The organism is Streptomyces guryensis (genome assembly GCF_021261325.1).
Classification (GTDB): Bacteria; Actinomycetota; Actinomycetes; order Streptomycetales; family Streptomycetaceae; genus Streptomyces; species Streptomyces guryensis.
The window spans coordinates 21,959-35,905 of the sequence record NZ_JAJSBI010000027.1 but is presented as its reverse complement, the minus strand read 5'-3'; the positions used below and the strand labels follow the sequence as shown (position 1 = coordinate 35,905).

At 70.7% G+C, this 13,947-nt stretch carries 16 protein-coding genes; 10 read left to right on the top strand and 6 right to left on the bottom strand.

Annotation, left to right across the window (positions count from 1 at the left end; all coding sequences use genetic code 11):
* Window positions 1-17: 17 nt before the first annotated feature.
* The 3 genes from LJ657_RS37690 to LJ657_RS37680 all read left to right on the top strand — a co-directional run bounded on the left by LJ657_RS37690 (window position 18) and on the right by LJ657_RS37680 (window position 1,970).
* Window positions 18-560, top strand: coding sequence for a MaoC family dehydratase (locus tag LJ657_RS37690; protein WP_232653676.1), 543 nt, complete (start codon window positions 18-20; stop codon window positions 558-560).
* 23 nt (window positions 561-583) lie between these two features.
* On the top strand, window positions 584-1,192 hold the full coding sequence (locus LJ657_RS37685; protein ID WP_232653674.1) for a DedA family protein: 609 nt from the start codon (window positions 584-586) through the stop codon (window positions 1,190-1,192).
* A 136-nt stretch (window positions 1,193-1,328) separates the two neighbouring features.
* Window positions 1,329-1,970: a hypothetical protein gene (locus tag LJ657_RS37680; protein WP_232653671.1), complete on the top strand. Its 642-nt coding sequence runs from the start codon at window positions 1,329-1,331 to the stop codon at window positions 1,968-1,970.
* 15 nt (window positions 1,971-1,985) lie between these two features.
* On the opposite strand, the gene LJ657_RS37675 is transcribed toward LJ657_RS37680, so the two are convergent.
* The gene (locus LJ657_RS37675) at window positions 1,986-3,539 is read right to left on the bottom strand and encodes an alpha-L-fucosidase (protein ID WP_232653669.1); all 1,554 of its coding nucleotides are present in this window, start codon (window positions 3,537-3,539) and stop codon (window positions 1,986-1,988) included.
* 15 nt (window positions 3,540-3,554) lie between these two features.
* Window positions 3,555-5,405, bottom strand: a complete 1,851-nt coding sequence (locus LJ657_RS37670) for a glycoside hydrolase family 20 protein (protein WP_232653666.1) — start codon at window positions 5,403-5,405, stop codon at window positions 3,555-3,557.
* Window positions 5,406-5,714: 309 nt separating this feature from the next.
* Between LJ657_RS37670 and LJ657_RS37665 the strand changes: the two genes are divergently transcribed.
* From LJ657_RS37665 to LJ657_RS37655, 3 genes are all read left to right on the top strand, one after another.
* A complete protein-coding gene (locus tag LJ657_RS37665) occupies window positions 5,715-7,058 on the top strand; it encodes an amidase (protein ID WP_232653653.1) in 1,344 nt (447 codons plus the stop codon).
* Between the two features lie 55 nt (window positions 7,059-7,113).
* Window positions 7,114-7,821: a hypothetical protein gene (locus tag LJ657_RS37660; RefSeq protein WP_232653651.1), complete on the top strand. Its 708-nt coding sequence runs from the start codon at window positions 7,114-7,116 to the stop codon at window positions 7,819-7,821.
* 70 nt (window positions 7,822-7,891) lie between these two features.
* Window positions 7,892-8,530 (top strand): LysE family translocator, encoded by a 639-nt coding sequence (locus LJ657_RS37655; protein WP_232653925.1) that lies wholly within the window; start codon window positions 7,892-7,894, stop codon window positions 8,528-8,530.
* Window positions 8,531-8,537: 7 nt separating this feature from the next.
* On the opposite strand, the gene LJ657_RS37650 is transcribed toward LJ657_RS37655, so the two are convergent.
* Together LJ657_RS37650 and LJ657_RS37645 are read right to left on the bottom strand one after the other, a co-directional pair.
* Window positions 8,538-9,020 carry a GNAT family N-acetyltransferase gene (locus LJ657_RS37650; RefSeq protein ID WP_232653648.1) on the bottom strand — a complete coding sequence of 161 codons (483 nt, stop codon included), beginning with the start codon at window positions 9,018-9,020 and terminating at the stop codon, window positions 8,538-8,540.
* Between the two features lie 55 nt (window positions 9,021-9,075).
* Window positions 9,076-9,249, bottom strand: a complete 174-nt coding sequence (locus LJ657_RS37645; RefSeq protein WP_180292383.1) for a hypothetical protein — start codon at window positions 9,247-9,249, stop codon at window positions 9,076-9,078.
* 382 nt (window positions 9,250-9,631) lie between these two features.
* Here LJ657_RS37645 and LJ657_RS37640 point away from each other — a divergent pair, with 382 nt between their 5' ends.
* The 4 genes from LJ657_RS37640 (at window position 9,632) to LJ657_RS37625 (ending at window position 12,031) form a co-directional block, all read left to right on the top strand.
* Complete coding sequence (locus LJ657_RS37640; RefSeq protein ID WP_232653645.1) at window positions 9,632-9,790, top strand: hypothetical protein; 159 nt, start codon at window positions 9,632-9,634, stop codon at window positions 9,788-9,790.
* 488 nt (window positions 9,791-10,278) lie between these two features.
* On the top strand, window positions 10,279-10,605 hold the full coding sequence (locus LJ657_RS37635; protein ID WP_232653643.1) for a P-loop NTPase family protein: 327 nt from the start codon (window positions 10,279-10,281) through the stop codon (window positions 10,603-10,605).
* Between the two features lie 114 nt (window positions 10,606-10,719).
* On the top strand, window positions 10,720-11,169 hold the full coding sequence (locus LJ657_RS37630; RefSeq protein ID WP_232653640.1) for an HD domain-containing protein: 450 nt from the start codon (window positions 10,720-10,722) through the stop codon (window positions 11,167-11,169).
* A gap of 25 nt (window positions 11,170-11,194) precedes the next feature.
* Window positions 11,195-12,031: an SDR family oxidoreductase gene (locus LJ657_RS37625; RefSeq protein WP_232653638.1), complete on the top strand. Its 837-nt coding sequence runs from the start codon at window positions 11,195-11,197 to the stop codon at window positions 12,029-12,031.
* Window positions 12,032-12,048: 17 nt separating this feature from the next.
* Here the strand turns inward: LJ657_RS37625 and LJ657_RS37620 are convergent, their stop codons facing one another.
* Window positions 12,049-12,282, bottom strand: a complete 234-nt coding sequence (locus tag LJ657_RS37620) for a hypothetical protein (RefSeq protein WP_232653636.1) — start codon at window positions 12,280-12,282, stop codon at window positions 12,049-12,051.
* 76 nt (window positions 12,283-12,358) lie between these two features.
* Window positions 12,359-13,876 carry an SDR family NAD(P)-dependent oxidoreductase gene (locus tag LJ657_RS37615; RefSeq protein ID WP_232653634.1) on the bottom strand — a complete coding sequence of 506 codons (1,518 nt, stop codon included), beginning with the start codon at window positions 13,874-13,876 and terminating at the stop codon, window positions 12,359-12,361.
* Window positions 13,877-13,947: the final 71 nt, after the last annotated feature.

The following is a 13,947-nucleotide window of genomic DNA, read 5'->3' as shown; positions in this document are numbered from 1 at the left end:
CGGCTATCGTGCCGCCAATGACAGCACCGACCACCACCACACTGAGCGACGCGGACTTCGCCGTACCCATCGAGGACCGCTGTTTCGAGGACTACCTGCCGGGCGCGGTCTACGTCTACGGCAGCATCACCATGACCGAGGAGGACATCCTCCGCTTCGCCCGGGAGTTCGATCCGCAGGGCATCCACATCGATCCGCAGGCCGCACTGCGGGGTCCGTACCAGGGGCTCATCGCCAGCGGCTGGCACACCTGCGCCGTCATGATGCGGCTGTACGCCGACCACTACATCAGCAAGGTGGGCGGGCTGGCCTCCCCGGGCATCGACGACCTGCGCTGGGTACGGCCGGTACGGCCCGGCGACAGCCTCTCCCTGCGCACGACAGTACGGAAGAGCCGCCCGTCCCGTTCCAAGCCGGACCGCGGACTGGTCCACACCGGAATCGAGGTCCTCAACCAGCACGGCGAGCCGGTCCTGACCATGACCGCGGTCAACTTTCTGCTGCGCCGGACAGCCGCGGGCCAGGCCCTGCGCCACGTCGCTTCTGCCGGGTACTCGTAATCGGCGAAGAAGGGGGGCGGCAGATGCACGCTCTCGTCGACTGGCTCGCCGATCTGTCCGGGCCCGTGGTCTACGTCGTGATCACGGCTCTGGTGTTCGCCGAGGACGCGCTGTTCTTCGGGTTCGTCCTGCCGGGCGAGACCGCGGTGATCGTCGGCGGCGTACTGGCCCGGCAGGGCAACGTCGACCTGGCCTGGCTGACGCTCGCCGTCGTCCTCGCGGCGATCGCCGGGGACAGCGTCGGCTACGAGATCGGCCGGCGTCTCGGACCGCCGCTGCTCTCCAGGCGCCCCGTGCGCCGGCGGGCCGAGCGGGTGGACAAGGCCCGCGACCTGCTCCGCCGACGTGGTCCGGCGGCGGTCTTCGTGGGCCGTTTCGTCGCCTTCTTCCGGTCCTTCGTTCCGGCGATGGCGGGCGCGTCGAACATGCCGTACCGCCGCTTCCTCCTGTACAACGCCCTGGGCGGCCTGGTCTGGGGTGTCGGCAACGTCCTTCTGGGCTATGCGGTGGGCGCCGCCTACGAACGCGTCGAGGGCCTGGTGGGCCGGACCGTCGCCCTGGCCGCCGCCGCAATCGCCGTCGTGGCCCTTGTCGTCTGGCGAATTCGCCGGCACCGGCGCTCCCATTCCTGAAACACGCCGCGAATAACGGCCGAGTTGCCGGGTGCCGAGTTGCGTGAAAGCATAAAAAGAGGTATCCGAATGCCCAGAATCCGCATGCCCGGAATGCGCATGCCTGAAATCCGCATGCCCGGATCGGAGGTTTCCGATGCGCCTCGGACCATTCACCGGCATTGTTGCCGTCGTTCTGATTGTGGTCGCTTTCGCCGTCGGCGGGTCGACACCGGACATCGGGGATCCGGGCCCGAAGATCAAGCTCTTCTACCACCAGCACGACACACGCCAGGCAGTCGCCCTCTATCTGCTGATCCTCGCGGCGGCGGTCCTGGTGTTCTTCGCCGGGAACCTGCGCCACCACCTCTCCGAGGCCGACCGGCACGGCTGGCTGCCCCAAGTCGCCTTCGCCGGCGGCATTCTGTCGGCGGTGGGCTTCTGGACGGCGTCGAGCATCACCCTTGCCATGGTCGACGCCAGCGACAAACGGCGGATCGGCGGCCAGGCATTTCAGTCGATGAATGCCATCAGCACCGATTTCTTTATTCCCTTTGTCGCCGGAATCGGCATCATGATGCTCGCGGCCGGTCTCGACACGGCGCGCAGAGGCACGCCTTTGCCTCGCTGGCTGGGCTGGGCCGGAATCATTCTCGGGGTGGCCTGCTTCATTCCGTGGGCGGGCTTCATCGCCTTCCTCGCGGGCGGGCTGTGGATCATCGTCGCGAGTGTGTTCCTGGCCCGCCCACCGAGGGTCACGGCGCCTGAGGTGCCTCCCGTCGCGGCGCCCGGCGCATGACGGCACGGGTGAGCCTCAGGCCCGTGACCGGTACAGCTCGAACCGCGCGATCCGTACGGCGTCCCGCGCCCCGGTCACCCGCAGCCGCCACCGCCGGGCCCGTACCGGCGCCGGCAGGAGCAGGATGCGGCTCGCGCCGATCGTCCCGGCCCGGGTCACCTCCGTCCACGCCCCGTCGCGATACGCCTCCACCACGAAGCCCTCCACCTGCTGGCCGTGGCGGATGTCCTCCGCCAGCCGTATGCGGTCCACTTCCTGATCGATGCCGAGATCGACGGCCCGCACCCGGGACGAGCCGGTGATCCGTGCCCCGCGTGCCAGGTCCTCGGGGAGTTCGCGCTCGATCCGCTCACGGAACTCGCGCAGCCGGACGACGTCGGTGTCGTGCAGCCGCCCGTCCGTGTCCGGTGGGACGTTGAGCAGCAGGACGGAGTTGCGGCCCACCGAGCCGAAGTAGATCCCGGTCAGGTCGTCGACGGACTTGGGCTGCTGGTCCGCGTGGTAGAACCAGCCGTCGCGGATGGACACGTCGCACTCCGCGGGCCACCACTGGAGGTAGTCCGTCGTCGGCTGCGCCTTGCCGAGGGCTGCGCGGCTGCCCTCGTCGGGGGTGTCGTAGGACAGGGCCCAGTCGGTGCGGCCGTACTGGTTCTCCTTGACCGGGATGACACTCCACTCGTCCTCACGGGCCAGGCCGCTCTCGTTGCCGACCCAGCGCAGATCGGGTCCGGTGACGGCGATCGCCGCGTCCGGGGCGAGCGTGCGGACCAGGGTGTACCAGCTGTCCCAGTCGTAGTCCTCCACCTTGCCGGGCGGGATGCGGCCCTGGGCGCCGTCGAACCACACCTCGTCGACGGGCCCGTACTCGGTGAGCACTTCGTGGAGCGTGTTGAGCATGTGGGCGCCGTAGTCGGTGGCCGGCAGCGTGAAGGAGCGGTCCGGAGCGCGATCGTCGCCCGCCACCAGGGTGGGGATGGTGCGCTCGGTGCGGGCGCTGCCGTTGGCGTACACGCCGTGCAGGTACTGGTTCTCGTCGGCGGGCGAGATGTAGACGCCGACCTTGAGGCCGTACCGGCGCATGGAGTCGGCGAAGGAGCGCAGCACGTCGCCGTGGCCGCCCTCCCAACTGCTCGATGTCACGGTGTGGTTGGTGTAGCGGGAGGGGTAGAGGACGAAGCCGTCGTGGTGTTTGACGGTGAGGATGGCGAGCTTGAAGCCGCCGTCGCGCAGGGCGCGGGCCCACTGGTCGGTGTCGAGGCCTGCGGGCTGGAAGACGTTGGGGTCCTCGTCTCCGGTGCCCCACTCCAGGCCGGTGAAGGTGTTCACGCCGAAGTGCAGGAACGCCGTCTGCTCCAGGGCCTGCCAGGCGATCTGCCGTGCGGTGGGCCGGACTTGGGAGGCCTTGCGGACCAGCTCGTCCGGGGTGTCGTCGGGGCTGACGGGGATGCGGTAGCGGGGGTCGGCAGGGACGGGCGTTCCGGAAGCGGCGGCCGCGGGGTGGCCGGAGGCGGTGAGCAAGGCGGCCGAGGTGATGGCCGAGGTGAGGAAGATGCGTCTGGAGAGGGCCATGGGGACTCCTCGGGTTCAGTGAGCGGTCAGGTGCCAGACAGCGGGTGTGCGCTGGTCGGGCGGCTCCTGCGCGAGGTGCCCGGCGTCGGTCACGCTCAGCGCCATCCGCGTGATGGCGTTGACGAGCCGGTAGCCGCCCGCGGCGGGTTCCAGCTCCCAGCGCTGGAGGGTGTTCGCGGGATCGCAGGTCTGCGCCGTCGCCTCGGCACCTGGCTGGAGCGGGACATTGAGGGTGAGCTTGCCTCCGCGGACTTCGAGGCAGCCGTCCGCGGTGCGCACGGTGGCATAGCCGTCCGCCGTGCGCTGCACCTGCGCGTCGAGGGACGTGCCCGCCGTCCGGAAGGTGTACGTCCCCTCCGCGACCGGCAGCCGGGTCAGGTCCCGCCGGCCGGGCGCGAGGCCCACGGCCGTGCCGCGTGCGGTGAACTCGGCGTAGGTGGCGTCGGGGTGCGGGTCGCCCCAGGTGGCCTGGGCGATGTGCCGTAGCGCGGGCCAGAGTTCGACGGCGACCTCGTTCTCGGTCTCACCACGGCCGTTGTCGGGCCAGAGGCTGATCTTCGCGCCGGTGATGCCCTTGCTGGAGGCCAGCTTCTCGCCCTCGAAGCTGCGCGGGTCCCAGCTCTGGTCGTACAACGCCTTGGTGTCGCTGTGGAAGCCGCCCCGGACGAGGTAGAGCGAGTAGGCGGCGTTCATCAACGGGTGGCCCTGGGCGATGAGCCGGCTGGGTCTGGTGGTCACGTTCAGCCAGTGCTCGACCGTCGTGCCCGCCGCCACCGGGACGGTGTTGGCGCCGGTGAGCCCGTCGTTCCAGATGCGCAGCTGCTTGCCCTTGCTCGCGGCGTAGGCCTGGACGCGGTTGATGAAGTCGACGTAGGCGTCCTGCGGGGTGGCGTTCGCACCGTACTTCTGCTGGGCGTAGCGGAGCATCTGCGGGTACTTGGAGTAGTCGGAGCCGAGCATGTACTCGTCGGCGCCCATGTGCCAGGACTTCGCGGTGAAGACCTGCGCGTACTCGTCCATCAGACTCGTGTAGTAGTCGAAGGCGGCCTGCTGGGTGACGTCGAGCCGGGCGGGCTGCCTGTTGCCGTCGGAGTCGGTCAGCTGCAGGTCCGGGCGGTTCTCGATCCAGGGGTCCATGTGCCCCGGGGAGTTGATCTCCGGGATGATCTCGACGTGGTACTTGTCGCCGAGGGCCACGAGCCGGCGTATCTCATCCTTGGTGTAGTAGCCCCAGGTGTCGGCCTCGGGGTGGGTGTCGCTCTTCACCTTCAGTTCGAGGAGCAGCTGGTTGAGCTTGTGGTACGCCATCTCGCGGACCAGGTTCTCCAGCCAGGGCAGCGAGACGTGGATGTAGCAGGCGCAGACACCGACGCCACGTTCCTTGTAGCGCGGTACGTCGACCGTCCGTCCGGCGGGGATGTGGTCGCCCTGCGCGAGGAGCTGGAGGACCGTGCGGGTGCCGTAGAAGGCGCCGGTCTCGGTGGCACCGGTCACCGACAGCCGTTTCCCCGCGTGGAGTTCGTAGCCCTCGGCGCCGAGTGAGGTCGTCGCGGGCCGTACGTCGATCACGATGTCGCCGGTGCGGGCGCCACCGCTGACGACCGGGACGGTGCCGTGGCCCGCCGCGCGCAGGTCGTCGGCGAGGGTGCCCGCGACCCGGCGCTCGACCGGGCTGTCGGCGACCAGCCGGGCACCCTTCCCGTAGTCGTAACTGCCGTGTTCGGCGGACCAGTTGGCGAGGGCGGGCACCGTAAGCGGTGTCTGCTGCTCCTGCTCCCGCGCGACCGCCGAAGTCGGCGCCACCAGGAGGGTCAGTGCCACGGCCGCGCCGAACAGCCGCAACGCCCTCTTTCTGAACTCACCCATGTCACTCCACCTGGGTAGCGGTACGGCTCGTACGGGGATGCCCGCTCATAAGCGACCCCCGAGTCATCGGATGTCTGATCATTGGACGAGGTCAGAGGCCTGTCAATGGGAGGTGAATGGACTGGAGTTGAGGCATTGATCGGATAACCTGCGAAGCAAGAAACGGAACCCTCCGCACGTCCCGCGAAAAATCCAAGAGGAGTTGCTCGAATGTCCAAGAGCGGGTCCTCTCGACGCGGGGCCCGCGGCGGGGCAGAGTGCTCCGCATACTCATGAGTAGCCCCATGCCGCACACCCCGAGGAGCGCCCGTGACCAGCTGGGTCGGCCGGACCGCCGCCGAGATCGCCGCCGCCGTACGCGAGAAGCGGGCCACGCCCCGTGAAGTGGTGGCCGAGCACCTCGACCGGATCGGGCGGCTGGACGGGCGGGGCGGGGCGTTCCGGGTCGTGCGGGCCGAGGCGGCGCTCGCGGAGGCCGACGAGCTGGCCTCCCGCGACGACCTGGCCGAACTGCCGCTGGCCGGTGTGCCGGTGGCGGTCAAGGACAACCTCGCCGTACGCGGCGAGTCCAACCGCGTCGGCTCCGCCGCGACGCCGGACACGCCCGCCACCGACGATCACGTCACGGTGGCCCGGTTGCGCGCGGCCGGCGCGGTGGTCGTCGGGCTGACGAACGTGCCCGAGCTGTGCGTCTTCGGCACCACCGAAGGCGTTCACGGCACCGCCCGCAACCCGTGGGACCCGACCCGCACGGCGGGCGGTTCCTCGGGCGGCAGCGCGGCCGCGGTCGCCGCCGCCCTGGTGCCGATCGCCCTCGGCAACGACGGCATGGGCTCACTGCGCATCCCGGCCGCCAACTGCGGCCTGGTCACCATCAAGCCGGGCCACGGGGTCGTCCCGGCGGGCGTCAGCGAGGGCGACTGGTTCGGCATGTCCGAGAACGGTCCGCTCGCGACGACGGTCGAGGACGCTCGCCTGATGCTGGCGGTGCTGGCGGACGGCGAGGCGGCGGCACCGGCCGAGCCCGCCATGCGCAAGATCGCCGTCTCGCTGCGCAGCCCCCTGGCCGGCGTCACGATCAGCCCGCCGTACACGACCGCGGCCCGCGACGCGGCCGGCGTCCTGATCAAGGCCGGCCACCAGGTCCGCCGCGCCGACCCGCCCTACCCGCTCTCCCTGAGCACCATGTCCCTCGCCCACTGGACCGCGGGCACCGCGGTGGACGCCCAGGGCCTGGACCCGCGCCTGCTCACCCGGCGCACCCGCGTGCACGCCGCCATCGGCCGCCGCTTCCTGAGCAGCGTCCGCAGCGGCGACAGCCGGGACCGACTGCGCCGCCGGATGGAGCCCTTCTTCGCCGAGTACGACGTCCTGCTCACCCCCGCGCTCGCCCGCCGCTCCCCCAAGGCGGTGGCCTGGCACGAGCGGGGTTGGCTGGCCAACGTCCTCGCCAACACCAACTACTCCCCCATGACCCCGCCGTGGAACCTGACCGGCTGGCCTGCCATGTCCGTCCCGTTCGGCACCCTGCCCTCCGGCGCCCCGTGCGCCGTCCAGCTGGTGGGCCGCCCGGGCTCGGAGGCGATGCTGCTGGAGGTGGCACAGCAACTGGAGAAGCTGCATCCATGGCAGCGGACTGCGCCGCTGGACTAGGGGTTATTGTTCCCCCGACCTTCAATCACGATCTTTCAACGGGGGATTGATCCGCGTGGGCACCATTGTGTTCAACCTGACGACCGCGGCACTGATGGTGCTGATGTTCAAGAGCGGCGTGGCCCTCGTCGGCGAGGACACCCTCCGCCAACGTCCGATCCCGTGGGCGGCCGTCGCCCTCACGGCGGTGGCGATCGGCGGGGTGGTGCTCCAGCACAGCTGGTCCGGGGCGATGGACGCGCTCGACAGCGACCCGCGGAAAAGCGGCTGGTGGCGTGTGGTGACGTCGGTCTTCATGCAGAACGGCGGCTTCTTCGGCGCCGCCTGGAACATCGTCACCCTCGCGGTGATGGCCGCGCTGGCCCAGTGGTTCTGGCGCGGCCCCCTGATGGTGGCCCTCTTCACCGCCGGCATCCTGCTGCCCGAGCGGATCGACGCCCTGTTCGGCGAGAGTTCCCACAGCACCGACCCGCGCAACTTCGCCGGCAGCTCCGGTGCGACGTACTTCCTGGCCGCCACCGTCGCATCGGCGCTCCTGCTGACCACTACCGACACCAGGCAGCGTCTGCTCGCGATGAGCGTGCCCGCGGCCGGCCTGGCGATGTGGCTGGCCCAGGACAACGGCCACGGCCTGGTCGCCGTCTACGGCTTCCTCCTCGGTGCGGCGGCCCTGCCCCTCGCCGGCCTCCTGCGGCGGCGCACCGCACGGCGTGCGTCCACGGCCACGGCCACGGCCACGGCCACGGCGCAAACGGAGGCGTAGATCCGGAGCGGTGGACGCCGGGGAAAAATAGGGCTGAAGAGCGGCCCCCGCCCGTGCTTGCATGGACCGCATGATGTCCACCGACCGGCTGCTCGCCTTCGCGGCGCTGTCGCTCCTGCTGATCGTGATACCCGGGCCCAGTGTGCTGTTCGTGATCGGGCGGGCGCTCGCGCAGGGGCGCCGGGCCGCGCTGACCACGGTCGTGGGCAACACGCTCGGCGCCTATCTGCTGGTCGCGGCGGTGGCGTTCGGTATCGGTTCCGTCGTGGAACGCTCGGTGCTCGTCTTCACGGTGCTGAAGCTGGCAGGCGCGGTCTACCTGGTGTGTCTCGGTGTGAAGGCGTGGCGTGAACACGGGTCGCCGCGGGCCGCTTTCACGGGCGGCGGGGCCGCCCACAGCGGACTGCGCACCTTCGGGGAGGGGTTCGCGGTCGGTGTGACGAACCCGAAGACCATCGTGTTCTTCGCGGCCGTACTGCCGCAGTTCGTGGACCGTGACAGCGGACACGTCACGGTGCAGATGCTGCTGCTCGGCCTGGTCTTCAATGTGATCGCGCTGGCTTCCGACAGCGTGTGGGGCCTGATCGCGTCCACCGCCCGCGGCTGGTTCGCGCGCTCCCCGCGCCGGCTCTCCATGGTGGGCGGGGTCGGCGGTCTCACCATGATCGGCCTCGGAGTGACCGTGGCCGTGACAGGGCGCAAGGATTAGCGGAGCCCTACAACGCCCTGTACATCACATGCAGCCCCACCCGCCCGTACCGGGGGTGCTCGTACGCGTCCGGCACGGTGCCCAGGATCTGGAAGCCCAGGGACGTCCACAGCTGCACGGCCGGGTTCGTCTCGACGACGGCGTTGAAGACCATCGCCTGGTAGCCCTCGGACCTGGCGGCGGCCAGGACGTGTTCGGCGAGGGCGCGGCCGATGCCGCGGCCCGCCCGGTCGGGGTCGACCATGAAACCGGCGTTGGCGATGTGGGCCGCCGGGCCGCCGTAGTTGGGGGTGACGTAGGCCGAGCCGACGAGCGCGCCGGTCTCGTCCTCGACGACGTAGACATGCTTGGCCGGGTTCATCCACAGGACCCGGGCCGCCTCCTCGGAGGTGTCCGGGTCCCAGGTGTAGGTCTCGCCTGCGGCGACGATGCGGTGCCAGAACGGCCAGATCCGCGGCCAGTCCTCGGCCGCGGCTTCTCTGATCTGCATGGGCGTGAGTGTCGCACGCCCATGCAGCCGGCGATCGCGAAGGTCCTGCCGGGGTTCAGTCGACGCTGGGCAGGATGTGGGGCTCGGCGAGGTCGTCCTCGTAGCCTGCCAGGCGGATGGGGGCCGCGTGGGCCCAGACTTCCAGGCTGCCGAGTTCGTCCGACCGTCGGCCGGGGCGCTCCGTGCGTTCCTTGGGGCGCTGTTCGCGATTCGTCTTCTCCGGTGTCACCGCGCACTCCTTATGTGTCGGGTCACCCTCGGGGCGTGCCGGTCACTTTGCGTTCCGGCGCCTGACGCCCGCTCGGGTGTGAGTCGAAAGCAGTTCGGACGCGGTGGCGCCGGCAACTCGTTTGAGAACAGGCCGTTGTCTGCCGGCTTGCCCCGGGACGGACGTGGGTGTGGGTTGGACCCGTTGGTACTGCCCGTCCACTCCAGATTAACCAAATGAGCGAGCATCCGCTCTATGGGGCTGAAAACTTGGGGTTACTGTCATAAGTCGTCCGGTTTCCAACCCCTCTCCTGTCACTCGTTCGGTCTACAGGCGTGCCGAACGGGCAACACGCGTCCCCTGCTGGGTGCGAGGGAGTTGTGGAAAGTCGACCTGCCTGCGCATGTTCGCCGGACTCGAGGACGTCGACTCGGGCTCGGTCCTCATCGGCGTCCGGGACGTGACCCATCTTCCGCCCAGGGACCGGGACATCGCGATGGTGTTCCAGGACTACGCCGTCTACCCGCATTTGTCGGCTTCCGACAACATCGGCTCGCCCTGAGGATCGCCCGCATGTCCCGGGTGCGCGCCCGGCAGCGCGTCGGGCCCGCCGCTTCCGTCCTCGACCTCGAACAGTTCCTGGGCCGCAGGCCCGGGTCGCCGGCGGGCGGCGAGCGGCGAGCGGCAGCGGGTCGCGAAGGGGCGGGTGCTGGTGCGGGGCCCGTGGGTCTGTCTGATGGACGAGCCGCTGTCCCACCTCGACGCCCGCCTGCGGGCGCGGACCCACAGGCGGATCGTCCGGCTGCAGCACCACCTCGGCATCACCAGGGTGTACGTCACCCACGACCAGGCCGAGGCGATGGCCGTGGGCGATCGGCTGGCCGTCCTCAAGGACGGTGTGCTGCGGCAGGTGGGCACGCCGAAGGAGGTCTACGCGCACCCGGTCAACACATTCGTGGCCGGTTTCACCGGCTCGCCCGCGATGAACCTCTTCCCGCTTCCGCTGTCCGCCGGTTCGGCGCCCTCGCCGCGCCGCTGCCCCGCGCCGCGTTGCGCCCGGCCGCGCCCGGGGGCGCCGGCGACATCGTGCTCGGCGTCCGGCCCGAGCAGTTCGAGTTCCTGTCGACGGAGGACCGGGAGACTCCGGGCCTGGACCTCGTGGTGGAGACGGTCGAGGACACCGGCGCCGTCGTCCACCTCCATACGACGGCGTGGTCGGCGAGGGGCTCGCCCGCATCGTCGTCCGGCTCCCGGGACGCCCCGTCCACGGCAAGGGGGCCACTCTGCGGGTGGCGGTTCGCGCGCGGCGTGCACTGCTTCTCCGCCCTGACCGGACAGCGGCTTCCCGAGGACGCGGACGCCTCACCGGTGACGTGAGGTCACGGAGGCCTGTGAACCGGCCACGCAGTTCAGGTCCCGTTGGCCGAATCGCAAGGCGGCCATGATCTGCTGGCGGGACGGCAACGGCTTGTCCGGCGGAAGGGCTGGCGCATGGAGCTGCGCAGTGTCGAGGAGCTGATGGATCTGCTGTACGCCTGCCGGGGCTCATGGGACGGCCCGGGCCTGCGAAGTCGCCGGGTCGATCTGCACCAGCACGCGCTGCAGACCGCCGCGCTTTTGCGGCGCCGCCGCCCCGCCGACAAGGAGCTCCAGGTCGCGGGCCTGGTCCACGCCATCGGGCCGCTGCTGCGGCCGGGCGACGAGACCGCCCACCCGGGCTGCGCGGCGGACGCGGTGCGAGGCCTGCTCGGCGAGCGGGTCGCCCGGCTGATCCGCGAGCACCATCGCCGCGAGCCGCCCGCCGACGAGGATCTGCTGCGCCTGCGCCAGGCGGACGAGGAGGGCCGCAGCGTGGGCTTGGACGCGGGAGTGCTGGAGGACTGGCGCACGGTGCTGGAGCTGGTCGCCGCGCGGAACTCCCGTCTCGAGGCTGTCGACTGACGGCCCGTCATGAGACGGTACGGCGATGACGTCGTCGTACGCACTCAAGGGGCACGCGTTCGAGGGGTACGGGCTCGAGGGCAGGGCCGCCGTCGTCACCGGGGCGACGCGCGGGATCGGGCGTGCCGTCGCGGGGCAGCTGGCCGCGGCGGGGGCGCTGGTGTGCGTGACCGCGCGGGACCCGGACGAGGTGCGCTCCGCGGCCGACGAGCTGGGCGGCATCGGGGTGAGCGGCAGCGTCGCGGATCCGGACCATCTGCGGGAGGTCACGGAGCTGACCCTGCGCGCGTTCGGCCGGATCGACGTCGTGGTCAACAACGCGGCGACGAACCAGCCGTACGGGCCGCTCATGGAGGCCGATCCCGATGCCTGGCCGGAGGCGTTCGCCGTGAACGTCGAGGCGCCGCTGCGGCTGGTGCAGAGGGCGTGGCGGGCCTGGATGCGGGAGCACGGCGGCTCGGTCGTCAATGTCTGCACGGAGGGTGCCGCCCATGTCGGACCGAACGTCGGCGCGTACGGCACGAGCAAGGCGGCCCTGCTGCATCTGACGCAGCAGCTCGCCGGGGAGCTGGCGCCGAAGGTGCGGGTCAACTCGGTCTCCCCCGGGCTGGTGCGCACCGAGATGGCGCGGTTCGTGTGGGAGCCGGGCGAGGAGGAGCTGGCCGCGGGGCTGCCGCTGGGGCGGATCGGTGAGCCGGAGGACGTCGCGCGGGCCGTGGTGTGGCTGGCCTCGGACGCCGCGCAGTGGATCACCGGCGCGGACCTGCTGGTGGACGGGGGCACACGCGTCAGAACGGCGTACTCCGCGCGGGAGTACGCCGTCCACGACCGTCTTCGCTCATACGCACCACCTCGCTCGTGACGGTGGCTGTGGCTCCCTTACGGGAACAGTGCGATCCCCACCAGGATCAGCAGAATGACGCACGCGACGAGCGCGACCGTGGCCCACGTGCCGCGGTGCCTCACCGGCCTCGTGCCCCCGCCGCCGCGCGGCCGGTCCTCCGGCAGTACGGCGTGGTCGGGGCGGTCGCTGCCGTAGAACTGTTCGTCGGTCGGATAGCGGTTGCGCGGGTCGTGCTGCGCTCGCGGATCAATGCTGTGTGGACTGCCCATGGTCACTCCCTGGCGCGGTAATCACCAGAGGTCCGGGTTCCCCACGGACGCCGGGCCACACGTCACGGCCGGTGGTTCACCACTTGCCGGGCGCGTAGTCCTTCAGGAAGACGCCGTACAGGTCCTCGCCCTGTTCGCCGCGCACAATCGGATCGTAAACCCGTGCGGCCCCGTCGACCAGGTCGAGCGGCGCGTGGAATCCCTCCTCGGCCAGGCGCAGCTTGTCGTAGTGGGGGCGTTCGTCGGTGATCCAGCCGGTGTCGACTGAGGTCATCAGGATGCCGTCGGTCTGGAACATCTCCTGGCCGCTGGTCCGGGTGACCATGTTCATGGCGGCCTTGGCGGCGTTGGTGTTCGGGTGGCCGGCGCCCTTGTAGCCGCGGCCGAAGACGCCCTCCATCGCGGAGACGTTCACGACGTACGCGCGTCCGCTCTTCGCCTTCTTCGCGGCGGCGGCCATGGCCGGGCGCAACGCGCTGATCAGGATGAACGGCGCCGTGTAGTTGCACAGCTGGGTCTCCAGCAGCTCCACCGGGGAGATCTGCTCGATGGTCTGCACCCAGGTGTTGGTGTCGACGACGTCGGGGACCAGGCCGCCCGCGTCGATGGCGGTGCCGTCGAGGTGCCGGGCGACGCTGGCGTTGCCCGCGACCAGCGCGAGGTCGGCGACCTGCTGGGCGTCGAGGCCGCTGGTGCCCAGGGGCAGGGCGGCCAGGCCGTCGACCGCGCCGGAGTTGAAGGCGCCGATCACATGGTGGGCGGGCAGTTCGCCGGCGGGCAGCGGGGCGCTCTCGCCGTCGACCAGGGCGGCGTAGGCGGAGGGCAGGCGGCGCACGGTCTGCGTCGCGTTGTTGACGAGGATGTCCAGCGGGCCCGCCTCGGCGACCTGGTCGGAGAGGGCCACGGCCTGCGCCGGGTCGCGCAGGTCGATGCCGACGACCTCCAGGCGGTGCATCCAGTCCGCGGAGTCGTCCATGGCCTTGAAGCGGCGGATGGCGTCCTTGGGGAAGCGCGTGGTGATCGTCGTGTGCGCGCCGTCGCGCAGCAGCCGTAGCGCGATGTACATGCCGATCTTGGCGCGGCCGCCGGTGAGCAGGGCACGCTTGCCGGTGAGGTCGGCGCGGGCGTCGCGCCTGTCGCGGTTCAGGCGGGCGCAGTCGGGACAGAGCTGGTGGTAGAAGTAGTCGACTTCCACGTACCGGGTCTTGCAGGTGTAGCAGGAGCGGGGGCGCTGGAGTATCCCCGCGATCCTGCCTTCCTCCGTCGCCGACGACGGCAGGATGCCCTCGGTCTCGTCGTCGATGCGCTGGGCGGAGCCGGTAGCCGTGGCCTCCGTGACCGCCTTGTCGTGGGCGGTCTTGGCGGCCCGGCGCTCCTGGCGGCGGCGCTGCTTGACCGTGCGGTAGACGCCCGCGGTGGCCCGGCGCACGGCGATCGCGTCGGGGTGGTCGACCTCCAGCTTGTCGAGTTCCTCCAGCACGCTGAGGCAGACGGCGAGCCGCTCCGGGTCGATGCCAGGGCCGTACGCGACCTCGTCACCGGGCTCGTACGCGACCTCGTCCGTGATCGCCGGGCCTTCGTCTGTCACCGTCATCGCGCTGCCGTTTCCCTGATCACCCGCGCGGCGCTCCGACCGCGTCCGCTTTCGAACGGGGAATTGTACGG

Coding starts and splice junctions, on each gene's coding strand:
- LJ657_RS37640 (WP_232653645.1), top strand. CDS start 9,632: ATGTTCGCCGGACTCGAGGACGTCGACTCGGGCTCGGTCCTCATCGGC.
- LJ657_RS37690 (WP_232653676.1), top strand. CDS start 18: ATGACAGCACCGACCACCACCACACTGAGCGACGCGGACTTCGCCGTA.
- LJ657_RS37685 (WP_232653674.1), top strand. CDS start 584: ATGCACGCTCTCGTCGACTGGCTCGCCGATCTGTCCGGGCCCGTGGTC.
- LJ657_RS37675 (WP_232653669.1), bottom strand. CDS start 3,539: ATGGCCCTCTCCAGACGCATCTTCCTCACCTCGGCCATCACCTCGGCC.
- LJ657_RS37625 (WP_232653638.1), top strand. CDS start 11,195: ATGACGTCGTCGTACGCACTCAAGGGGCACGCGTTCGAGGGGTACGGG.
- LJ657_RS37655 (WP_232653925.1), top strand. CDS start 7,892: ATGATGTCCACCGACCGGCTGCTCGCCTTCGCGGCGCTGTCGCTCCTG.
- LJ657_RS37620 (WP_232653636.1), bottom strand. CDS start 12,282: ATGGGCAGTCCACACAGCATTGATCCGCGAGCGCAGCACGACCCGCGC.
- LJ657_RS37670 (WP_232653666.1), bottom strand. CDS start 5,405: ATGGGTGAGTTCAGAAAGAGGGCGTTGCGGCTGTTCGGCGCGGCCGTG.
- LJ657_RS37615 (WP_232653634.1), bottom strand. CDS start 13,876: ATGACGGTGACAGACGAAGGCCCGGCGATCACGGACGAGGTCGCGTAC.
- LJ657_RS37680 (WP_232653671.1), top strand. CDS start 1,329: ATGCGCCTCGGACCATTCACCGGCATTGTTGCCGTCGTTCTGATTGTG.
- LJ657_RS37630 (WP_232653640.1), top strand. CDS start 10,720: ATGGAGCTGCGCAGTGTCGAGGAGCTGATGGATCTGCTGTACGCCTGC.
- LJ657_RS37650 (WP_232653648.1), bottom strand. CDS start 9,020: ATGCAGATCAGAGAAGCCGCGGCCGAGGACTGGCCGCGGATCTGGCCG.